The organism is Klebsiella sp. GB_Kp047, assembly GCF_040065235.1.
Taxonomy (GTDB): domain Bacteria; phylum Pseudomonadota; class Gammaproteobacteria; order Enterobacterales; family Enterobacteriaceae; genus Klebsiella; species Klebsiella quasipneumoniae.
This window is the reverse complement of record NZ_JBEAJG010000041.1, coordinates 37,396-58,927: the sequence shown is the minus strand read 5'-3', so window position 1 is coordinate 58,927 and position 21,532 is coordinate 37,396. Positions and strand designations below refer to the sequence as shown.

Below are 21,532 nucleotides of genomic sequence, written 5' to 3'. Positions count from 1 at the left end.
GACTTAGTTATCCTCAACCAGCTGCGACACGTCGCTGCTGTTAATTTCTCGCTTATTACCAGACTCATCGATATAGCTGGTCATCCCCGTTTCTTTATCCAGCTGCGGCTTGCCGTGAGTCACGATCGTCTGACCGCTTTTGGTGGTCATAACGTAGTTGGACGAACAGCCTGCCAGCAAGGCCAGCATCGCGCCGGCGCAAATCACCATAAATGGCTTTTTCATTTTATCTCCACTGATTACCACTGCCCGCGCGAGGCGGGAAAGGGGTAAGTGTATAACCATCTGGTTTATCAGGCCAATACGCGTTTGTAACAGAGGGTGAGATGCCGGGCGCGACCACCGGTGGCAGTGGTCGTCGCGCCCGGGGACCTTACAGCGCGATGCGGATCACATCGTCCGGGGCGGTGGCCTCTTTCTCACGGCTGGAAGCTTGTTTCACGCTGACGTACAGCGTTTTGCCGTCATCAGAGAGCGCCAGGCTGTTGGGATGGGTCGGCGTTTTAAAGGTCTTCACCACCTTATAACTCTTGCCGTCGATAACGCTCACCTCCCCCGCTTTACGATGCGTCACATAGGCTTCGTTGCGGGTGGGGTTGAACAGCACCGCCAGCGATTCCGGCGCGGCGATTTTCTCCAGCACCTTACCGTCGCGGGTATCGACCACCAGCACTTCCGGCTGCTTGCTGTCGGTAATAAAGGCGCGGTGGCCGGCGGTATCGAGGCTCAGGTTAAGGTAGAAATGCGCCTTGCCGTCATCCAGCAATTTTTTGCGCGACACAATGGTGTTGCTCTCGCTGTCGATGGTCAGCAGTTCGCCGTCGGCATTGGTGGTATAAAGGCGTTTCGCCTGCGGATCGATCGCCAGGCCGGTGGCCATCGCCCCGGTGCCGGTAATCGTCGTTTTCAGCTTCAGGGTAGCGCCGTCCACCACCCAAATCACGCTCTCTTTGCCCAGACCGGTAATGTAGATAGTGTTGGTCTGCTCATTGACCGCCAGCTCGCGCGGCTGCAGCGGGCGCACGGTTTCACTGCGCTGACGCTCGTCCAGCACCAGTCGCCCCTTCACGGCGCCGGTTTTGGCGTCAATGGCGGTGACGGTGCTGTCGACGGTATTACCAAACCACAGCGTACCGGTGGCATGGTTGATAGCGGCGCCAAACGGCTTCAGATCGTTGTGAATAATCTGCGTCACGTCGAGGGTGGTGGGGTCAAGACGATAAACAATCCCCCCTTTGTCCAGCGAACGACTTTGCGAAGTGGCGACCCACAGCGCGTTCTCCTGCTGGCTGTAGGCCATTTCGTAGGCCCCTTTTCCGACGGCCTTGCGCAGCATCTCTTCCGCGGCGTGGGCGCTAAAGCTGCCTGCCAGCAGCAGAGAAGTGAATAACAGTGAATGGCGCAGACGCGGCGCGGCAAACTGACGTAATGACATGACGACTCCCTTTGATAAACCTGTATGTGCTGACCCGACATCGCTTCCGGCGGCAAAGTCATGGCTCTACCTTGTTTTGAATGAGAATAGTAATCATTATTCTTATTAAAGTGGAGCGCTAATTGTTGTTGTTCGGTAAATTCGTCAGCCTTGAGCACTATCCGTTAACCAACGGCAGTTAATAATTTTCAAATATTTTACAAACGGGGTAACATATATACATATGTTCCATTTGGTTCGTCTCCCGAGTACTATCGATGAAAATCCTATCCGTGCGACATGCGGCCTTGCCGGCCCTGCTGCTGCCGCTCATCGCCGCCGCCCAGGCCGCCGATGAACAAACCATGGTGGTGACCGCTGCGCCAACCACCGTTTCTGAACTGGATACCCCCGCCGCCGTCAGCGTGGTCAATGGGGATGAGATGCGCCAGGCCGCGCCGCGCGTCAACCTTTCTGAATCGCTGGGCGCCGTGCCGGGCCTGCAGGTGCAGAACCGGCAAAACTATGCCCAGGATCTGCAGCTGTCGATTCGCGGCTTTGGCTCCCGCTCCACCTACGGCGTGCGCGGGCTGCGCATCTATGTGGACGGCATTCCGGCGACCATGCCCGACGGCCAGGGGCAGACGTCCAATATCGATATCGGCAGCGTCGACACCATTGAGGTGCTGCGCGGCCCCTTCTCTGCCCTCTACGGTAACTCGTCCGGCGGGGTGATCAACGTCACCAGCCAGACCGGCACCCAGCCGCCCACCGTGGAAGCCAGCAGCTACTATGGCAGCTTTGGCACCTGGCACTATGGAATGAAAGCCACCGGCGCCGTTGGCGACGGCAGCCACGCGGGCGATGTGGATTACACGGTGTCGACTAACCGCTTCACCACCCACGGCTATCGCGATCACAGCGGCGCGCGCAAAAATCTGGCCAACGCCCGGCTGGGGGTGCGTATCAACGACGTCAGTAAGCTGACTCTGCTGCTGAATAGCGTCGATATCAAAGCCAATGACGCCGGCGGCTTAACCGCCGATGAATGGCGCGATAACCCGCGCCAGTCGCCGCGCGGCGACCAGTATAATACCCGCAAGGATACCCGGCAGACCCAGGCTGGCCTGCGCTACGAGCGTCAGCTGAGCGACCAGGACGATCTCAGCGTCATGATGTACGCCGGGGAACGCGAAACCACCCAGTACCAGTCGATCCCGCGCGCGCCGCAGCTGAAGCCGAGCCATGCCGGCGGGGTGATTGACCTCACCCGCCACTACCAGGGGATCGATACCCGGCTGACCCATCGCGGCGAGCTGCTGGTGCCGGTCACCCTGACCGCCGGTCTTGACTACGAGAACATGAGCGAGCGCCGCAAAGGCTATGAAAACTTTGTGATGGTCAACGGCGCGCCGCAGTATGGCGAACAGGGCGCGCTGCGTCGTAACGAACGCAACCTGATGTGGAACGTCGACCCTTACCTGCAGACCCAGTGGCAGCTCACCGACAAACTTTCGCTCGATGCCGGGGTGCGCTACAGCTCGGTATGGTTCGATTCGAATGACTACTACATCACGCCGGGCAATGGCGATGACAGCGGCGATGCCAGCTATCACAAATGGCTGCCCGCAGGCTCGCTGAAGTATGCCCTGACCGACGCGTGGAACGTCTACCTCTCCGCCGGCCGCGGCTTCGAGACGCCGACCATCAACGAACTGTCATACCGCTCCGATAACCAGAGCGGCCTTAATTTCGGCCTGAAGCCCTCCACCAACGACACGGTGGAGATCGGCAGCAAGACGCGGATCGGCAATGGGCTGCTCACCGCCGCCCTGTTCCAGACTGATACCGATAATGAGATCGTGGTCGACAGCAGCAGCGGCGGGCGCACCAGCTATAAAAACGCCGGCAAGACCCGTCGTCAGGGCATGGAGCTGGGACTGGATCAGCAGTTTGGCGAGAGCTGGCGCCTGAAGGCGGCCTGGACCTGGCTGGACGCGACCTATCGCACCAACGTCTGCGGCGACGCCAGCTGCAACGGTAACCGTATTCCGGGGATCGCGCGCAATATGGGCTACGCCTCCTTCGGCTATCAGCCTGAGCAGGGCTGGTACGCCGGAAGCGATATTCGCTACATGAGCGACATCATGGCGAATGACGAAAACACCGCCAAAGCCCCGTCCTGGACGGTGGTCGGCCTGACGACCGGCTATAAGTGGAGCTATGGCAGGATGGATATGGATCTGTTCGGCCGGGTCGACAACCTGTTCGACCGCGAGTACGTCGGGTCCGTCATCGTTAACGAGTCCAACGGACGCTACTACGAGCCCGCGCCCGGACGCAACTACGGTATCGGACTGAACCTCGCCTGGCGCTTCGAGTAACGCTCGACTTCGCCCGCGGATTCGCGGGCGCAGGCGTTTTTCTCAGGCGCTGGCGCCCAGGACGCTGATTAAAGCAGGTTTCTCAGGGACAATTCGAAAATGATCTTTTCCGCCTGGCAGGAGAAGGCGATGGACAGATCGAGCTTCACCTCGTCGCCGGCGGCGGCGAGGGTGTAGTCAACCTGCGGCGGTTCACTGGCGGGCGCCGCCGCGGCGGCACGCTCGCGAACGGCGGCTACGGTTGACTCCGCTTCCTCGCGGCTCGGGAATAATTTCTCAGCCCGGTAGACGCAGTCCTCGTTATCAATGATCGTCCCGACATCAATGGCGCAGCCTTTGGTGCTGCATTTATCTACTACATCTTTCATCGTCATAACCTCTTGAGTTTTCTTAAGGATAAGAATCCGCTCGCCGAAAAGCAAACCATTAATATCCGTAAGGATTAGCGATTTTTATTCTATCGCGCCGCGGCGGGCGCTAGCTTGCGCCACCGCAAGGCGAGGCCTGATGACGCAGGAACGCCGCGACTAACCGTGCGATTGCCGCTGCAACCGTGCTTATCATCACACTATTCTGCACACTATCTCGTCTGCTTCGCGCCGCAGCGTTAGTCTGGTCACAGAACAACGCCAACAAGGAGCTGCTATGGCACTGCCGATTATGATTGATTGCGATCCGGGACATGATGACGCGATCGCCCTGGTCCTCGCCCTCGCCTCGCCGGAGCTGGAGGTGAAAGCCGTCACCGCCTCCGCAGGCAACCAGACGCCGGAGAAGACCCTGCGCAACGTGCTGCGTATGCTGACCCTGCTGAACCGAGCGGATATTCCGGTCGCCGGCGGCGCGTGGAAGCCATTGATGCGCGATCTGATCATCGCCGATAACGTGCACGGGGAAAGCGGACTGGATGGACCGAACCTGCCGGAGCCGGCCTTTTCCCCGCAGAACTGCACCGCCGTCGAGCTGATGGCCAGAGTGCTGCGGGAAAGCCGGGAGCCGGTGACTCTGGTGGCCACCGGGCCGCAGACTAACGTGGCGTTGCTGCTCGCCAGCCATCCGGAGCTGCACGTGAAGATCGCCCGCATCGTGATCATGGGGGGCGCCATGGGGCTGGGCAACTGGCAGCCGGCGGCGGAGTTTAATATCTACGTTGATCCGCAGGCTGCGGAGATGGTCTTTCAGTCGGGGATCCCGGTGGTAATGGCGGGCCTGGATGTCACCCACCGGGCGCAGATCCTTCCTGCGGATATTGAGCGATTCCGCAAGATTGGCAATCCGGTATCCACTATCGTCGCCGAACTGCTCGACTTCTTTATGGCCTACCATAAGGATGAAAAGTGGGGCTTCGACGGCGCACCGCTGCACGACCCTTGCACCATCGCCTGGCTCCTCAAGCCGGAGCTCTTTACCACCATCGAGCGCTGGGTCGGCGTGGAAACGGAAGGAAAATATACCCAGGGGATGACGGTGGTCGATTACTACCATCTGACCGGCAATCCGCCCAATACCACCCTGCTGCTGGATGTGGACCGCGAAGCCTTTGTCGATCTGCTCGCCCAGCGGTTAGCCTTTTACGCCTGATATTCATGCAGCGCCTCTCTTCCCGGCCGGGAGAGAGGCGCATTCAGGCTAAACCCGGCGTATTAGTCGTCCGCCGACACGCGGAGCACCACCTTACCAAAGTTTTCGCCTTTCAACAGGCCGATCAGCGCCTGCGGCGCCTGCTCCAGACCGTCAATCAGCTGTTCGCGATATTTAATTTTCCCCTCCTGCACCCAGCGCCCCATCTGCTGCTGGAATTCCGCGATCCGATGCCCGTAATCCTGGCCGATAATAAAGCCCTGCATCCGGATGCGTTTCTTGAGGATGGTCGCCATCAGCAACGGCAGACGATCCGGCCCATCCGGCAGACCGGTGGCGTTATAGCCGCTCACCAGCCCGCAGACCGGAACCCGGGCCGCGGTATTCAGCAGCGGCAGCACCGCGTCAAACACCTTGCCGCCGACGTTTTCGTAGTAGACGTCAATGCCCTGCGGGCAGGCCTGGGCCAGCTGTTCGGCAAAGTCCGCTGCGCGATGGTCAAGGCAGACATCAAAGCCTAAGGTGTCAACCGCATAGCGACACTTCTCCGCGCCGCCGGCGATGCCGACGGTACGGCAGCCCTTAATGTTGCCGATCTGTCCGACCGTGGCGCCCACCGGCCCGGTGGCCGCAGCGACCACCAGCGTGTCACCCGCCTTCGGCTGGCCAATGTCCAGCAACCCCATGTAGGCGGTGAAGCCCGGCATCCCCAGAACCCCCAGCGACCAGGACGGGTGCTGCGGGTTGTCCCCCAGCTTCACCAGTCCGCTGCCGTCGGAAAGCTCATAATCCTGCCAGCCGCTGTAGCCCAGCACCCAGTCGCCTGGTTGAAAATCATCATGCTGCGAGATCACGACGCGACTCACGGTCCCGCCCACCATCACCGCGCCAATGGCCACCGGCGGTGAATAGGACGGCGCGTCGCTCATCCGCCCGCGCATATAGGGATCCAGCGATAAATAAACGGTACGCAGCAGAACCTGGCCCGGCCCTGGCGTCGGTACCTCGCTCTCTTCCAGGCGGAAATGCTCTGCCGTCGGTTCACCATGGGGACGGGAAGCCAGTACCCAGCGGCGATGGCGTTGCGTTTGTTCTGTCATAGCAAACTCCTCTTGTTAGCAGACTGTACTGAGGCTAGATGCTTTATGCGCAATGCGCTTTAACATTAAGAGCCGGATGGCGATTGATTAAGGCGCACCACCAGATAGACGCAGGTCTCTGCGGACTCATTGATAAAGCGGCAGTCGTTCGGCGGGCCGAGCTCCAGACAGTCCCCGGTCTGCATCTCGTGGCGGGTATTCCCTTCCATGAACACCAGTTCGCCCTGCTGCAGCCAGATCAGCTGGCGGGCCAGCGCGTAGGACGAGGCCGGCATCGGCACATCGCTGCCGGGCGGCAGCTCGATCTGCACCATGTCAATGGGCAGATCGCTGCGCGGCGAGACGTGGCGACGGAGATAGTGGCTTTGCGGGTCGTGCCACACCGGCTGGCTGGCAAAACGCAGCAGCTTGCCTTCCTGCATTTCCGCCCGGGCGATCAGCGTTGACATACTGATCCCGAAGGCGCCGGAAAGGCGGCCCAGCATTGAGGCCGTCGGGCTGCTTTCACCGCGCTCGATCTTATGGATCATCGCCCGCGAAGCGCCAGCCCGTTCGGCGAGGTCGTTCAGCGACCAGCCGCGGGATTCGCGCTCGATGCGGATGCGCGCGCTGATGCGCTGATTGAGGTTGTCTTCTATAGTATTCATAACGTAACACTATAGTGTGCGCGCACGCATTACACAATCGCCCGTTGGGCCGCGCCCCCCCTGGCCCATCAGCAATATTTCGCTGAAAACGGATGACAGCGTGGCGTACATTATTGTAATAATAACGTACTACTATAGTGTACGAGAACTGAGGTTTGCTATGTCCATCCGCCCTGCCATTAAAGACGATTGCGCGGCGATCGCCGAGATCTATAACCACGCCGTCGTGCATACCGCCGCTATCTGGAATGATAAAACCGTGGATACCGACAACCGCATCGCGTGGTTTGAAGCCCGCCAGCTGGCCGGCTTTCCGGTGCTGGTGAGCGAGGAAAACGGCGTCATCACCGGCTATTCCTCTTTTGGCGACTGGCGCGCGTTTGACGGCTTTCGCCACACCGTGGAGCATTCGGTGTACATTCACCCCGACCATCAGGGGAAAGGCCTGGGCCGCAAACTGCTGGTTGCGCTGATCGCCGAAGCGCGGCGGCTGAATAAACATGTGATGGTCGCCGGGATCGAGTCGCAGAACCACGCCTCGCTGCACCTGCATGAAACGCTGGGCTTTATCACCACCGGGCAGATGCCGCAGGTGGGAACCAAATTTGGCCGCTGGCTGGATCTCACCTTTATGCAGCTGCAGCTGGATGCGCGCCAGGAACCGGACGGTAAGGCATGAATGCGTCGCTCACCCTCGCCTGTCTGGTGGCCGCCGGCGTAGGCCTGGTACTACAGAACACCCTGATGGTGCGCATCACCCAGTCGGCGTCGACGATCCTCATCGCCATGCTGCTCAATTCGCTGGTGGGTATCGTTATTTTCGTGACCCTGTTGCTCCTGCGCCAGGGCGCCGCTGGCTTTCAGGAGCTGGCCCTGAGCGTGAAGTGGTGGACGCTGATCCCTGGCCTGCTGGGGTCCTTTTTCGTTTTTGCCAGCATCAGCGGCTATCAAAACGTCGGCGCGGCCACTACCATTGCGGTACTGGTGGCCAGCCAGCTGGTCGGCGGGTTGATCATGGATTTAATTCGCGCCCACGGCGTACCGCTGCGGGCGCTGATCGGGCCATTATGCGGCGCGGTGATGCTGGTAGTGGGCGCCTGGCTGGTGGCCAGACGCCAGTTCTGAGCACCTCTTCAGAGGATCGCGCCGCCTTTGGTCAACTGCTCGCGGCGCGCGTCCTGCTCTTCCTGATGCTGTCGGCCATGGTGGGCGATAGCGGTGCGCAGGCGCTGCTGCTGGGTATAGCGCTCCTCACGACTGAGTTGCGCGTCATCGCTCAGGGCGATCAGCAGCTCATTCATATGAGCGATAACCCCCTCGGCAATAGTGTCATCGACTTTGACGATAACCTCATCCAGATGTGCCATCCTGTTCTCCTTTCGCTTAATTCAGCTTCGCTTTGGAAAAATCGCTGCCCATCATGCTCACGCGGTAGCCGCTGACGTTACTGCGGGTGGCATAGAAGGTCTTGCCGGTCGCCAGGGTGATCCACGGCGCCTGCTGGTAGAAGATCTCTTGCGCCTGTTCATAGAGTGTGGCGCGCGCCTGCGGATCGCTCACCAGCAGCGCTTTCTTCACCAGCGCGTCATACGACTTATCGCACCAGCGGGCGGCGTTAGAGCCGGTCTGGATATTATCACAGCTGAGCAGCGTGCCGGCAAAGTTGTCCGGGTCGCCATTGTCCGACATCCAGCCGTACAGCGCGCTATAGTGTTCACCTTTACGCATGCCGGCGAGGTATTCGCCCCACTCATAGCTGACGATCTTCGCTTTCACCCCGACTTTCGCCCAGTCATTTTGGATCATTTCAGCAATGCGTTTTGAGTTCGGGTTGTACGGACGTTGAACCGGCATCGACCACAGGGTCACTTCCGCCCCTTGCTCCAGACCCGCCTGCTTGAGCAGCGCTTTCGCTTTCTGCGGATCGTAGTCGTAGTCCGGGAGGTCTTTTTTATACCCGAGCATGGTGGACGGGATCGGTGACTTCGCCACCGTACCGGAATCGAGGAACACCGCCTTAACGATCGCCTGCTTGTCGGTGGCATAGTTTAACGCCTGGCGCACCAGCACATTATCAAACGGTTTTTTCTCCGTGTTAAACGCCAGGTAGCCGACGTTCAGCGCCTCGACGGCGTGCAGCGCCAGATCTTTATTGCCCTTAATTACCGGGAACTGAACCGGCGAAGGCGCAGGAATAATCTGGCACTCGTTAGTCTGCAGTTTCGCCAGTCGTGTCTCGACGTTTGGCGTGATGGAAAAGATTAAGTGCTTAGTCGGCACCTCGCCTTCCCAGTAGTGGGGATTGGCGATATAGCGGATTTGCGAATCCACTTTATACTGCTGCAGGGCATAGGGTCCGGTACCGACAGGCCAGTTATCAACGTTTTCCGGCGTCCCTTTCTTCAGCATCGCCTCGCCATACTCCGCCGACAGAATAGAGGCGAAGTCCATTCCCCAGTCGGCAAGAAACGCCGCGTTCGGCTCGTTAAGTACGAACTGGACGTGATAGTCATCGACCTTTTTCACCGACTTAATCAGCTTATCGAGGCCCACGTCGTGGAAGTACTCATAGTTCCCCTGCGACACCTTGTGATAAGGATGCTGAGGATCCATCTGGCGCAGCACAGAAAACAGGACGTCGTCGGCGTTAAAATCGCGGGTCGGTTTGAAGAATTTATTGCTGTTGAACTTCACCCCCTGACGCAGCGTGAAGGTCCAGGTCTTGCCATCCTCAGAGACGTGCCACTCGGTGGCCAGCGACGGGATCGGCGTGTTCTTCACCGGGTCAAAAGTGACCAGGCGGTTATACAGCACCTGCGAGCTGGCGACGAACGACGGGCCGGAGCTGGCGATCTGCGGGTTGAAAGACTCCGGGGAGGCCTCTGAGCAATAGACCAGCGTATCATTGCCCGCGGCCCATGCGGCGCTGACCGGCAACAGCGCGCTCAGCAGCAGCGCCAGCGTAGTTTTCCCTGTAGACATGGTTATAAGTCCTGATTATTGATTATAAGAACAGTAATAACAGCACAGCCCCTCGCCACCGGCAAATAATCAATGGCTATCACCTTATGCCAATCGCGCTGAATTTGCTGGTTTAATCGGCGTCGCGCTGCTTTTTGCGTCAGGCACGATTGGGATGTTGTGAGCTACGCACAATTCCGGCAAAAAAATGTGCGATAACCGCCCCGCTCACGCTCGCCATCAGCGGCGATCGGTACACTGGAGGGACCGCAGAACAAGAGGTTACTACCCCCATGACAATCACCTGCAATCTGTACATTGATGGCCAGTGGCATGATGCCGAAGACCGTCGGACCTTCACCCGGCGCCACCCGGCCCAAGACGATGTCGCTTCTGTTGCCGCTGCCGCCAGTCTCGCCGACGGCAAACGCTGCGTCGAGGCCGCGGCCAGCGCCTTCCCACAGTGGCGCGATACGCTCCCGGCGGAACGGCGTCGCTTACTGCTCGACGCGGCGGAACATATGCTGTTGCGGGAGGCTAAATTTATCGCCGCCATGGCGGCGGAAACCGGCGCGACCGCGCACTGGGCCGGATTTAACGTCCATCTGGCGGCTGATATCCTGCGCGAAGCGGCGGCGCTGACCACCCAGATTGAAGGACAGATCATTCCATCCAACGTACCGGGCAATCTGGCGATGGGCGTCCGCCAGGGGGCTGGCGTGGTGCTGGGCATGGCGCCGTGGAACGCGCCGCTGATCCTTGCCACCCGGGCGCTGGCGACGCCGCTGGCCTGCGGCAACACGGTGATCCTCAAGGGCGCTGAGCTCTCCCCGGCGACACAAGGATTGATTATCGACGCCCTCGACGCGGCGGGCTTCCCGCCGGGTGTGGTGAACTATCTTACCTGCGCGCCGCAAGACGCACCGGCGCTGGTGGAGTCGCTGATCGCCCATCCGGCGGTGCGGCGCGTCAACTTTACCGGCTCCACACCGGTGGGGCGGATTATCGCCCGCACCTGCGGGCAGTATCTAAAACCAGCGGTGCTGGAGCTCGGTGGCAAAGCACCGCTGCTGGTCCTCGACGATGCCGATATCGAACAGGCGGCGGCGGGCGCCATTTTTGGCGCCTTCGCCAACGCCGGACAGATCTGCATGTCCACCGAGCGCATTATTGTCGACAACGCCGTGGCGGAGCGCTTTATCCCTCTGCTGGCCAGGCGCGCCGCCTCTCTCCCCGCCAGCCTGACCGGCCCGGTGGTCGACATGAATACCGTCACCCGCTGCAACGCGTTAATCGACGATGCCTTAGCCAAGGGCGCCCGCCTGCTGACCGGCGGTAAAGCCAGCGATACCCACATGGCGCCGACCTTACTGGACGGCGTCACCCGCGAGATGCGGCTGTGGAACGAAGAGTCCTTCGGCCCGGTAAAAGCGATTATTCGGGTTAATAATGACGAAGAGGCGCTGGCGGTAGCCAACGACAGCGAATATGGCCTTTCCGCGGCGGTCTACAGCCGCGACAGCGCCAGAGCGTGGAACCTGGCGCAACGTCTGCAAACCGGCATTTGCCATATCAATGGTCCAACCGTTCATGATGAAGCGCAAATGCCGTTTGGCGGCTGCAAAGCCTCCGGCTATGGCCGGTTCGGCGGCCGGGCCGGAATTGCAGAATTCACTGAGCTGCGCTGGATAACGCTCCAGACCCAGCCCCGCGAACTGCCTTTCTGACGCCGTCTCCCCTTAGCCGTGGCTGGCGATGAGTTGCGCCAGCCCTTCCGGGTTTTCCCACGCCATCGAGTGCCCCGCGTGGGGCACAATCCCGACCGGGATCCCGTGCGCCTCTACCCGTTCGATATCCGCATAAGGGAGCGACTGCTCGCCGACGATCAGCATCTTCTGACAGCGCAGCTGGCAGAGCTGGGTAAACCAGGGCGTGTCGCTGCCGTTTATCAGGCTGCTGGCGGCTCGCCAGACGGCCCAGGGGGCGCTGTTTTGCAAACAGCCGGCCCACGGCGAGCGCTCTTCCGCCAGCATCCTGGCGTAACCTTCAGCGATAAAGGCCCCCTCTGCCTGCGCCGCAATGCGTCTGCTGTACTCACCGCCTCCGGCGAACAGGTTGGGTTCAGACACCAGCAGCGTCGTCACTCGCTCCGCCAGCAGCCCTGCCGCTTCGATGGCGATGCTTCCACCCATGCTATGCCCATACAGCGCGAAGCGCTGCAGGCGCAGGTGGTTGAGGACCTGCTCCACAGCTTGCGCTTGCTTATGTATGTTGTAACTAAAGTCGTGCGGTTTATCGCTGTAGCCGAAGCCCGGGAGGTCGATAAGTATTTTGCGCCGCCCGTTGAGCGCGGGGTCGCTGGCGACGCGGGGGTAGTCGTAAGAGGACGCGCAGCCGAGGCCGTGGATAAACACCAGCGGAAGCCCCTCTCCCGGGAGATCGAGCCAGCGCAATGTGGCGCCTGCGACGGACGAAAAGAAACCGTTCACCTGTTTGCCTCCATGATAAGGTTACTGTGTTTTTATACAGTAGCCTTACCTTTGCCGCCACCCTTTTCTGTCGTCCGCCGCCGGAAGGTTAAAACAGCGAGACGAGCAGCGCCATGGGGAAGCTGAACGGCCAGGTGGCACCGATCAACAGGGCCGCCAGCAGGCGGATCACCCAACTCTCTTTGGTTAAAAACCAGCTAATTACGGCACAGATCACGCCCATAATGGCGTAAAACACCAACATTTTTTGATATAACGTCATTCTTAGTTTTCCTTCCCTGAGGAGCGTTCCATGGTGGGATAATTATCTGCCATGACGTCGTGATTCAGAGATACCTGTATAACAAATTCAGAATCGGGCTCAATATTCAGAACAAAGCCTGATTCGTCTTATTCCGATAGCGCAACCGCGCCCGCCGTACTATACCTTTAGGGACTTACTCATTAAGGTGGCGTTATGGATGTCTCCAGCAAGACCGTCGTTATGATTAATGTCTGCGCCGCGTTCGCGCTTATCAGCCTGCTGTCGGTGAGATTTGGCTGGTTTTAATCATTTTACTCAGCAACGAAACCTAAAAAAGCAGCCCACTGGGCTGCTTTTTTACGTGCGGAGGCTGGCGCCATTATCAGGGTCATAAACGCTACGGGCTGAATGGCCTGCGATAATAACCTTGTTCAGCTCAGGGTTATAATGAGGCAGAACATTCACTTTCTCATTATCCCATTCGGCAGCGGCGCAGACGGCCTGCCCCACTCCCGCGTTCTCACAGTCCTTAATACGTTTTGCCGGCGCGTTACCATAGCTCAGCGCCACGGTGCCGATTGCCAGCAGAATAAAAGCCAAAATTTTCACAGCGACATCAACGTTAAAACCGAATATGCATGAAATGATCGCATGAGCGGCGGCGGAAAGTCAAACCCGGGAGCGTGCGCCACCGCGCTGGCGCGTATGGTGGATTGATTCGTCGGTGATTAAATATTGCGAATAAATATCACCCGCTGACTGCAAATATAAAAGCCTTATTTATAGTCGTGAAATAGTTTCTGTTCAGCGCAATCTGATTCATCTGATAAAGATAATATTTCGCCAATCGCAAATGAAAAGATTAGCGCGCGTTGACCGAAAATGCGATATACCACGCTGGCGCTGGATCTGAATAAGATAACAGGCGGCTACAAGCTATTGTAACCAAACCTTTTCCTGTCTGGCCTCGCTGGCCAGGGCCCAAAATAGCGCTAAATGACAACAAATATCATTTGCCTTCTCTGCAGAGAATACTTACATTCATAACTATTGGTAATGTTTTTAGCGCAGTGCGCTTTTATATTTCGAGGTGGATATGTCCGGAATCATCACGCTGGTCATCGCGCTGATCCTGCTGGTCGCGGCGGTGTATAATCTTATTTCCTATATACGTGACCGTCGCAGCGCCAGCTTGCCGAGCAAAAAAACCAAACGCTGAACACGGTTAAAACAAATTCCTCCCTGCTCCAGCGTCGCTGGCATCCTCCTCTTCCTGGCTTACTGTGGACATAAAAAAGCCCCTGCCATCAGGCAGGGGCCGGTATCCGGTCGCAAACCGCGACGTTGCCGCCTCACCCGCCGGGCGCGATGCGCCCAGGGTGGCTGGCGAACCCCATCCGGCGCTTATCTCCGGCACTCACGATGGCTTAGCTCTTGAAGGGGTATCAGAATAATCTCACATCCCCCGCCGCGAGTTTTAACCATTTTTGCCATCGTGACTATTAGCGCACTAACACACCCATTGCGTAATAATCTTTTGCCGCTTAAGGGTCAATCCGTTAGCCATGTTTAACCATCACATGGCGAACCACGGTGTAATCCTCAAGGCCATACATCGACATGTCTTTCCCGTAGCCCGACAGCTTCTGGCCGCCATGCGGCATTTCACTCACCAGCATAAAGTGGGTGTTGACCCAGGTGCAGCCGTACTGCAGCCTGGCGCTGAGCCGGTGGGCGCGGCCAACATCTTTCGTCCACACCGAAGAGGCCAGCCCATACTGGGAGTCATTTGCCCAGCTCAGGGCCTGCGCTTCATCGCTGAAAGGCGTCACGCTGACCACCGGGCCAAACACTTCGCGCTGCACGATAGCGTCCTCCTGCCGGGCTCCGGCGAGCAGCGTCGGCTGGAAATAATAGCCGGCGCCGTCAGCCCGATTGCCACCGGTAACCACTTTAATATGCGGTAGCGCCTTTGCGGCTTCCACCGCGGCGCTGACCCGCTCAAGATGGGCCAGCGAGCTCAGCGGCCCCAGCTCGGTGGCGGCATCCTCCGGCGCCCCCATTTTCAGGCTGGCCACCGCCGCCCCGAGCTTCTCCACCAGCTGCTCATAAATACCCTGCTGGGCGTAGATCCGGCAGGCGGCCGTACAGTCCTGGCCGGCGTTGTAAAACCCGAAGGTCCGAACGCCATCCACTACCGCGTCGATATCCGCGTCGTCAAAGACGATGACCGGCGCCTTACCGCCCAGCTCCATATGGGTACGTTTAATCGACGAGGCGGTATGGCCGATGATATGGGCGCCGGTGGCAATCGACCCGGTCAGGGAAACCATCCGCACTTTCGCGTGGGCGGTCAGCGGATCGCCCACCGTTTTGCCGCGGCCGAACAGTACGTTGATCACCCCTTCCGGGAAAATATCTTTTGCCAGCTCTGCCAGCTTCAGCGCCGTCAGCGGCGTGATCTCGGAGGGTTTTATCACCACACAGTTGCCTGCCGCCAGCGCCGGGGCCAGCTTCCAGGCCGCCATCATCAGGGGATAGTTCCACGGCGCGATGGAGGCTACCACGCCCACCGGGTCGCGACGGATCATCGAGGTATGCCCTTCCAGATACTCTCCGGCCGCCATCCCCGGCAGGCAACGGGCGGCGCCGGCGAAGAAGCGGAAAACGTCCGCAATGGCCGGCATCTCATCGTTAAGCACGCAGTGCAGCGGCTTGCCGCAGTTCAGCGACTCCAGCTGCGCCAGGGGCTCCGCCTGCGCCGCGATGGCATCCGCCAGCTTCAGCAGACATTCCGCGCGCGTTTTCGGCGTCGTCTGGCTCCAGGCATCAAACGCCCGATCCGCCGCCTCAACGGCGGCATCCACCTGGGCCGCTGTCGCTTCGGCAATCTCCAGGATCACTTCGCCGGTCGCAGGGTTGTATACCGGCACCTTTTCGCCTTCACCTGCCACTAACTTACCGTTTATTAAGAGGTTGTGTTGCATAGCATTATCCTGTTTCATGGTTTTATTTCCCGTTTCCGGCGACGTTATCGCCGTCGCGGGTGAGCCACCAGGCCCCTAAGATTGGTATCGTTGTTACCAGCATCACCAACAGCGCGACAACGTTGGTAACGGGCACATCTCGCGGCCGCCCCAGCTGATTCAGTAACCACAGCGGCAAGGTTCGCTCATGCCCCGCGGTAAAAGTCGTGACGATGATTTCATCAAATGACAGGGCGAATGCCAGCATCCCGCCCGCCAGCAGCGCCGAACCCAGATTGGGTAGCACCACGTAGCGAAAGGTCTGCCAGCCAGTCGCCCCCAAATCCATCGAGGCCTCCACCAGGCTCCAGGAGGTCCTGCGGAAGCGAGCGATGACGTTGTTAAACACCACCACCACGCAGAAGGTCGCGTGCCCCACCACGATGGTCAGCAGACCAGGCTCCAGGCCGACCGCTTTAAAGGCTGTCAGGAGCGCCAGGCCGGTTATAATCCCCGGCAGGGCGATGGGCAGCAGCAGCAGTAGCGACACCGCGTTCTTACCAAAAAAGGTGCTCCGCCACAGGGCGCCTGCAGCAAGCGTGCCAAGCACTAAGGCAATGGCCGTCGACAGGGCGGCGATCTTAAGTGACAACGTCACTGCTTCCAAAATATCGCTGCGCCCTGCCGCCTCACTGAACCAGCGCAACGTCAGCCCCTGCGGCGGAAAGCTGAAGGCAGCATCTTCGGTATTAAAAGCATAGATGGCGATGATCAGCAGCGGAAAGTGGAGGAACACAACCCCGCCCCATGTCGCCAGTTTCAGGTACCAGGGTGCGCGTTCAGAGTGCATCGAAGGCTCCCAGACGTTTCACGAACGCCAGATAAAGGGCAATCAGCACGATCGGCACGAGGGTAAACGCCGCCGCCATCGGCATATTGCCGATCGCCCCCTGCTGCGAGTAGACCATATTGCCGATAAAGTACCCCGGTGGGCCGACCAGTTGCGGCACGATAAAATCGCCCAGTGTCAGCGAAAAGGTGAAGATCGACCCGGCGGCAATTCCGGGAATAGCCAGCGGCAGGACCACGTAGCGAAAGGTCTGCCGTGGGGCAGCGCCAAGATCGGCCGAGGCCTGCAGCAGAGAGCCCGGAATACGCTCCAGCGCCGCCTGCACCGGCAGGATCATAAAAGGCAGCCAGATGTAGACGAAGACCAGAAAGCGTCCGAGGCCGGAAGTGGATAAGGTGTTGCCGCCCACCGCCGGGACGGTCAACAGAGCGTTCAGCGCCCCTTCCAGCCCGAGATGGCCGAGGAACCACTGCGCTACGCCATCTTTGGCCAGCAGCAGCACCCACGCGTAGGCCTTGACGATATAGCTGGCCCACATCGGCAGCATGACCGCGATATAAAAGAAGGCCTTCATTTTGCCGCTGGTGTAGCGCGCCATATACCAGGCCATCGGCAGCGCCAGCAGGGCGCTGGCCAAGGTCACGCACAGCGCCATCACCAGGGTGCGGACGATAATGTCGTAGTTGGCGGGGTTGAACAATGCCTGCAGGTTGGCCAGCGTAAAGTCGCTGGTCACCGACATGGTGAAGTCGTCAAAAGTGTAGATACTCTGCCACAGCAGGGTCAACAGCGAGCCCAGATAGACGATGCCAAACCACATCAACGGCCCAAGCAGCAGCAAAAACAGGCCCAGCGCCGGCCGGCGCCAGAAGATCCCCGATACGCGTCCGGCCTGCGCAGGAATAATCGCCATGGTCATCTCAGCCTCCGCTTTCCAGCGGGGTCATCGCCGCACGCGACCATGACGCCTGCACCGTTTGCCCGGTTCGAGGAACGCTCGCCGCCGCCGCGCCGTCGATATTGGCCTGGCTAACCAGCAGCTTGTCGCCATCCGCCAGCCGGAGCTCGATCCGCGTCGCCGCCCCCTGATACTGTACCGCCTGAACCACGCCCTGCACCTGCACCTCCCCGCCGCCCTGCAGGCGAACATGCTCCGGGCGCAGCGACCAGCAGCCCGCCAGGCCGCATAACCGCCGGGCCGCCTCGGCCTCAAAGACGTTGGCGGTGCCGACAAAACCGGCGACAAAGGCGGTCTTCGGATGCAGATAAAGATCCTGCGGGGCGTCCACCTGCTCAATGCGCCCGTTGTTAAACACCGCCACGCGATCGGACATCGACAGCGCTTCGCTCTGGTCGTGGGTAACGAAGATGAAGGTGATCCCCAGCGACTGCTGTAGCTTTTTCAGCTCCACCTGCATCTGCTCGCGCAGCTTTAAATCCAGAGCGCCCAGCGGCTCGTCGAGCAGCAGCACCCGCGGCTGGTTCACCAGCGCCCGGGCGATGGCGACCCGCTGCCGCTGACCGCCGGAGAGCTGGGAGGGCTTGCGATGGTGCGCAAAACCGAGGGCCACTTTCTCCAGCGCTTCCTGGGCGCGGGCATGGCGCGCTTTCTTCGCCACGCCTTTGACCATCAGGCCGTAAGCAACATTGTCGAGGATCGACATATGGGGAAACAGCGCATAGTCCTGGAACACGGTATTGACGTCCCGCTGCCAGGGCGGCAGCTCGCTGGCCGGCTGACCGAAGATCCGGATGGTGCCGCCGGAGAGCTGCTCAAAACCGGCAATCAGCCGCAGGCAGGTGGTTTTCCCCGAGCCCGAAGGACCCAGCATCGAGAAAAACTCGCCGTCACGGATGCCAATGCTGACCCCGTCCACTGCCCGTACATCGCCATACAGGCGCGATACATTCTGAAACTCGACCGCGTACGTCATTGTTTGCCTCCGATCCTTAGCGGCCGCCCATTATCGCAATGTAGTCCTGCGTCCAGCGGCTGTAGGGAACGTATTTCCCCCCCTCGGCAATCGGCGTTTTCCAGAAGTGGATGCGGGTAAACTGGTCATAGCCGTTGGTCTCACAGCCTTTCTCTCCGAGCAGCGCGCTGGCTTTACAGCCCTCAGGCACCACCGGCAACGAGCCGAACCAGGCCGCCACATCGCCCTGCACCTTCGGCGTGAGCGACCAGTTCATCCATTTATAGGCGCAGACCGGGTGCTTCGCCTCGCTGTGCAGCATGGTGGTATCCGCCCAGCCGGTCACCCCCTCCTTCGGAAATACGGTGGCGACAGGCTGGCCTTCCGCCTTGAGGCCGTTTGCCTGATAGGGCCACGAGCTGGAGGCGGCCACCCCTTCGTTTTTGAAGTCGTTCATCTGCACGGTGGCGTCATGCCAGTAGCGGTGAATCAGCGGTTGCTGGTCACGCAGCACTTTCAGCACCGCGTTGTACTGGGTTTCGGTTAGCTGATAGGGGTCGTCGATCCCGAGCTGTGGTTGGGTGGCTTTGACAAACAGCGCGGCGTCGGCGATATAGATCGGGCCATCATAGGCCTGCACTCGCCCCTGATTGGTTTTGCCATCCGGAAGATCCTGCTTCACGAAGACCACGCTCCAGCTGTCCGGCGGCGTCGGGAATACGCGGGTGTTGTACATCAGCAGGTTCGGTCCCCACTGATACGGCGTGCCGTAGACTTTGCCCCCGACGTTAAACCATGCCCCTTGCGCAATGCGCGGGTCAAGAGTGCGCCACCCGGCAATCAGCGCTGTGTTAATCGGCTGAACGCGTTTACCCATGATCAGACGCAGCGAAGCATCGCCCGAGGCGGTCACCAGATCGTAGCCCCCCTTAGCCATCAGGCTGACCATTTCGTCGGAGGTGGCGGCGGTTTTCACATTGACCTGACAGCCGGTCTCCTTTTCAAACTGGCTGACCCAGTCGTACTGCTTGTCGGTCTGACCGCGTTCGATATACCCCGGCCAGGCGATAATATCCAGGCGCCCTTCCGGTTTATCCAGCGAGGTGAGTGGCTCAGCCGCCTGTACGGTCAGGCAGGCCATCCCCAGCACATAAAGGCTGCAACGGGCCAATTTTTTGCTCATCAGGTGTTACTCCTGTCACAAGGGAATTAGCGGCAGCCGTGCCGTAAAAATATCTCCTGAAATAAGGGTAGTCAGCGGATTAACGCCCTCGAGGGATTTTATTCAGGTTGTGACCCGGGACGCATTACGCAAAAATCGCCAACACAAGAATGACTTTATGGATTATAGACAACGAGTTAGAGAAAAAGGAGGGGTATGCATATTTCCTATGGTGAGTGCCGGTAAAATAATGACCGGCCTCGATAAAAAAAACTCTTCGTTTATTTATAGCGATTGGTTATCGCGGCGAAAAATAGCCAAAGCGATCAGGAAAGCTGCTCACGAATTAGTTCACCCAACCGCTTCACCCCCTGCTCTTCGCGTTCTCCCCAGCCCCAGGCGGTATTGAAACGGAAAAACGAGGTCCAGCTGGCAGAGGTGGAAAACATTTTTCCCGGAGCGATGCTGATGTGCGACGCCAGCGCCCTGGCGCTCAGCACGCTGGCGTCCGCCCCTTCCGGTAGTTCGATCCACAGAAAATAGCCGCTGTCGCTGTGATGAATAGTGACCTCCGGCGGCAGATGGCGCAGCAGCGCCTGCCAGGCCTGCTGTTTACGTTCCGCCAGCTGGCGACGGAGACGGCGCAGATGGGCGTCGTAGCGTTTGGTCGACAGGTAATCCACCAGGGCTAATTGCATCGGCGAGCTGGTGGAGAGCGTACTCATCAGCTGCAACTGCTGGATCCGTCGCGCCTGTTTCCCGGCAGCCACCCAGCCGATACGAAAGCCGGGCACCAGACATTTTGAAAACGAACTGCAGTGCAGCGTCATATCCTGTTGATCCCAGAACTTCGCCGGCAACGGCTTCTCGCGGCCAAAATAGAGCTCACTGTAAACATCATCTTCAATCAGCATCACGTTATAGCGCGCCAACAATGCCACCAGCGCCGCTTTTTTTTCGGCGCGGAGGGTGAAGCCGAGCGGGTTCTGACCGTTGGTCATCAGCCAGCAGGCCTTGACCGGATAGTTTTGCAGGGCCGCCTCCAGCGCCGTCAGGTCAATGCCCTCCTTGACGTCGGTGGCCACCGACAGCGCCTTCAGGCGCAGCCGCTCCAGCGCCTGCAGGGCCCCGTAAAAACAGGGATTTTCCACCACCACCCAGTCCCCCGGCTCGGTCACCGCCTGCAGGCTGAGGTTTAGCGCCTCCAGCGCTCCGGCGGTAATGACGATCTCGTCGGGCGAGACGTTCATCCCCTGCAGAGCATAGCGCCGGGCAATGGCGTGCCGTAGCTCCGCGTTGCCCGGCGGCAGGTTCTCAATCACGCTCATGGCGGTGGCGGTTTTACTCACCTGCGCCAGCGAACGGTTAAGCTGCTGGAGCGGAAAGAGGCGCGGATCCGGGAAGGCCGAGGCAAAGGGCAGCATTGACGCCTGGCGGCTGGCCTGAAGCACCTCAAAGATGTAGGTATTGATATCAACCGCTTCATCGCGGGTCACCTGGGCAGGCGGCGCCGGCTGACGAAGCTTCACCGGCTGGGGGGCAACGTAATACCCTGACTGTGGTCGGGCGACGATGCGCCCCTGGCTTTCCAGTAGCTGATAGGCATGGCTGACGGTCATAAAGCTCATGCCGCTGCTGACCACCTGCTCGCGCAGCGAGGGGAGCCGATCGCCCGGCAACCAGACGCCCAGCGCGATCTGGTCGGTCAACTGCTGCGCCAGCTGTTGATACTTTTTCATTGTTACCCTTTCCTTGCTGCAACCTCCTTTTATCATATATCAGTTGTAATAAATTAACAGTTTTAAGAAACTGTTATGTAAA

At 59.4% G+C, this 21,532-nt stretch carries 23 protein-coding genes; 7 read left to right on the top strand and 16 right to left on the bottom strand.

Annotation, left to right across the window (positions count from 1 at the left end; all coding sequences use genetic code 11):
- Positions 1–3: 3 nt before the first annotated feature.
- Positions 4–225, bottom strand: a complete 222-nt coding sequence (locus tag ABLV76_RS20815; RefSeq protein ID WP_002906779.1) for a YgdI/YgdR family lipoprotein — start codon at positions 223–225, stop codon at positions 4–6.
- 148 nt (positions 226–373) lie between these two features.
- Positions 374–1,435, bottom strand: a complete 1,062-nt coding sequence (locus ABLV76_RS20810; RefSeq protein WP_165707680.1) for a YncE family protein — start codon at positions 1,433–1,435, stop codon at positions 374–376.
- 257 nt (positions 1,436–1,692) lie between these two features.
- Between ABLV76_RS20810 and pqqU the strand changes: the two genes are divergently transcribed.
- Entirely contained in the window at positions 1,693–3,798 is a 2,106-nt protein-coding gene (gene pqqU / locus ABLV76_RS20805; RefSeq protein ID WP_080841510.1) for a TonB-dependent receptor PqqU, read from the top strand.
- Positions 3,799–3,866: 68 nt separating this feature from the next.
- Here the strand turns inward: pqqU and ABLV76_RS20800 are convergent, their stop codons facing one another.
- Positions 3,867–4,166: a DUF406 domain-containing protein gene (locus tag ABLV76_RS20800; RefSeq protein ID WP_020481014.1), complete on the bottom strand. Its 300-nt coding sequence runs from the start codon at positions 4,164–4,166 to the stop codon at positions 3,867–3,869.
- Between the two features lie 277 nt (positions 4,167–4,443).
- Here ABLV76_RS20800 and rihA point away from each other — a divergent pair, with 277 nt between their 5' ends.
- A complete protein-coding gene (rihA, locus tag ABLV76_RS20795; protein ID WP_048324425.1) occupies positions 4,444–5,379 on the top strand; it encodes a pyrimidine-specific ribonucleoside hydrolase RihA in 936 nt (311 codons plus the stop codon).
- A gap of 62 nt (positions 5,380–5,441) precedes the next feature.
- Here rihA and ABLV76_RS20790 read toward each other — a convergent pair whose 3' ends face one another.
- Both ABLV76_RS20790 and ABLV76_RS20785 read right to left on the bottom strand, forming a co-directional pair.
- Positions 5,442–6,479, bottom strand: coding sequence for an NADP-dependent oxidoreductase (locus ABLV76_RS20790; RefSeq protein ID WP_348878448.1), 1,038 nt, complete (start codon positions 6,477–6,479; stop codon positions 5,442–5,444).
- A 65-nt stretch (positions 6,480–6,544) separates the two neighbouring features.
- Positions 6,545–7,126: an XRE family transcriptional regulator gene (locus ABLV76_RS20785; RefSeq protein WP_004202756.1), complete on the bottom strand. Its 582-nt coding sequence runs from the start codon at positions 7,124–7,126 to the stop codon at positions 6,545–6,547.
- Between the two features lie 160 nt (positions 7,127–7,286).
- Between ABLV76_RS20785 and ABLV76_RS20780 the strand changes: the two genes are divergently transcribed.
- The gene (locus tag ABLV76_RS20780; protein ID WP_126494312.1) at positions 7,287–7,805 is read left to right on the top strand and encodes a GNAT family N-acetyltransferase; all 519 of its coding nucleotides are present in this window, start codon (positions 7,287–7,289) and stop codon (positions 7,803–7,805) included.
- Positions 7,802–8,251 (top strand): DMT family transporter, encoded by a 450-nt coding sequence (locus tag ABLV76_RS20775; RefSeq protein ID WP_004202763.1) that lies wholly within the window; start codon positions 7,802–7,804, stop codon positions 8,249–8,251. Before ABLV76_RS20780 ends, ABLV76_RS20775 begins: the two co-directional genes overlap by 4 nt.
- A gap of 8 nt (positions 8,252–8,259) precedes the next feature.
- On the opposite strand, the gene ABLV76_RS20770 is transcribed toward ABLV76_RS20775, so the two are convergent.
- Both ABLV76_RS20770 and ABLV76_RS20765 read right to left on the bottom strand, forming a co-directional pair.
- Complete coding sequence (locus ABLV76_RS20770) at positions 8,260–8,493, bottom strand: YdcY family protein (protein ID WP_004202765.1); 234 nt, start codon at positions 8,491–8,493, stop codon at positions 8,260–8,262.
- Positions 8,494–8,509: 16 nt separating this feature from the next.
- On the bottom strand, positions 8,510–10,108 hold the full coding sequence (locus tag ABLV76_RS20765; RefSeq protein ID WP_264974048.1) for an ABC transporter substrate-binding protein: 1,599 nt from the start codon (positions 10,106–10,108) through the stop codon (positions 8,510–8,512).
- A gap of 272 nt (positions 10,109–10,380) precedes the next feature.
- Between ABLV76_RS20765 and ABLV76_RS20760 the strand changes: the two genes are divergently transcribed.
- The gene (locus tag ABLV76_RS20760; RefSeq protein ID WP_017900487.1) at positions 10,381–11,814 is read left to right on the top strand and encodes an aldehyde dehydrogenase; all 1,434 of its coding nucleotides are present in this window, start codon (positions 10,381–10,383) and stop codon (positions 11,812–11,814) included.
- Positions 11,815–11,826: 12 nt separating this feature from the next.
- Here the strand turns inward: ABLV76_RS20760 and ABLV76_RS20755 are convergent, their stop codons facing one another.
- Both ABLV76_RS20755 and ABLV76_RS20750 read right to left on the bottom strand, forming a co-directional pair.
- Positions 11,827–12,576: an alpha/beta hydrolase gene (locus ABLV76_RS20755; RefSeq protein ID WP_004202769.1), complete on the bottom strand. Its 750-nt coding sequence runs from the start codon at positions 12,574–12,576 to the stop codon at positions 11,827–11,829.
- An 88-nt stretch (positions 12,577–12,664) separates the two neighbouring features.
- On the bottom strand, positions 12,665–12,838 hold the full coding sequence (locus ABLV76_RS20750; protein ID WP_004202771.1) for a GhoT/OrtT family toxin: 174 nt from the start codon (positions 12,836–12,838) through the stop codon (positions 12,665–12,667).
- A 195-nt stretch (positions 12,839–13,033) separates the two neighbouring features.
- On the opposite strand from ABLV76_RS20750, the gene yncL reads away from it, so the two are divergent.
- Positions 13,034–13,126 (top strand): stress response membrane protein YncL, encoded by a 93-nt coding sequence (gene yncL, locus ABLV76_RS20745; RefSeq protein WP_002906891.1) that lies wholly within the window; start codon positions 13,034–13,036, stop codon positions 13,124–13,126.
- A 51-nt stretch (positions 13,127–13,177) separates the two neighbouring features.
- Here yncL and ABLV76_RS20740 read toward each other — a convergent pair whose 3' ends face one another.
- Complete coding sequence (locus ABLV76_RS20740) at positions 13,178–13,429, bottom strand: hypothetical protein (protein ID WP_032456152.1); 252 nt, start codon at positions 13,427–13,429, stop codon at positions 13,178–13,180.
- A gap of 487 nt (positions 13,430–13,916) precedes the next feature.
- On the opposite strand from ABLV76_RS20740, the gene ABLV76_RS20735 reads away from it, so the two are divergent.
- Positions 13,917–14,039, top strand: coding sequence for a small membrane protein (locus ABLV76_RS20735; RefSeq protein ID WP_004175940.1), 123 nt, complete (start codon positions 13,917–13,919; stop codon positions 14,037–14,039).
- Positions 14,040–14,379: 340 nt separating this feature from the next.
- On the opposite strand, the gene patD is transcribed toward ABLV76_RS20735, so the two are convergent.
- From patD to ABLV76_RS20705, 6 genes are all read right to left on the bottom strand, one after another.
- The gene (gene patD / locus ABLV76_RS20730) at positions 14,380–15,807 is read right to left on the bottom strand and encodes an aminobutyraldehyde dehydrogenase (RefSeq protein WP_043520012.1); all 1,428 of its coding nucleotides are present in this window, start codon (positions 15,805–15,807) and stop codon (positions 14,380–14,382) included.
- A 22-nt stretch (positions 15,808–15,829) separates the two neighbouring features.
- On the bottom strand, positions 15,830–16,636 hold the full coding sequence (locus ABLV76_RS20725; RefSeq protein ID WP_017900483.1) for an ABC transporter permease: 807 nt from the start codon (positions 16,634–16,636) through the stop codon (positions 15,830–15,832).
- Complete coding sequence (locus ABLV76_RS20720; RefSeq protein WP_156234975.1) at positions 16,626–17,555, bottom strand: ABC transporter permease; 930 nt, start codon at positions 17,553–17,555, stop codon at positions 16,626–16,628. Before ABLV76_RS20720 ends, ABLV76_RS20725 begins: the two co-directional genes overlap by 11 nt.
- Position 17,556: 1 nt before the next feature.
- On the bottom strand, positions 17,557–18,570 hold the full coding sequence (locus ABLV76_RS20715) for an ABC transporter ATP-binding protein (RefSeq protein WP_004202778.1): 1,014 nt from the start codon (positions 18,568–18,570) through the stop codon (positions 17,557–17,559).
- 16 nt (positions 18,571–18,586) lie between these two features.
- Positions 18,587–19,732 carry a putative ABC transporter substrate-binding protein YdcS gene (ydcS, locus tag ABLV76_RS20710; RefSeq protein ID WP_017900481.1) on the bottom strand — a complete coding sequence of 382 codons (1,146 nt, stop codon included), beginning with the start codon at positions 19,730–19,732 and terminating at the stop codon, positions 18,587–18,589.
- 305 nt (positions 19,733–20,037) lie between these two features.
- Positions 20,038–21,450, bottom strand: coding sequence for a PLP-dependent aminotransferase family protein (locus ABLV76_RS20705; protein WP_049116181.1), 1,413 nt, complete (start codon positions 21,448–21,450; stop codon positions 20,038–20,040).
- Positions 21,451–21,532 lie beyond the last annotated feature (82 nt).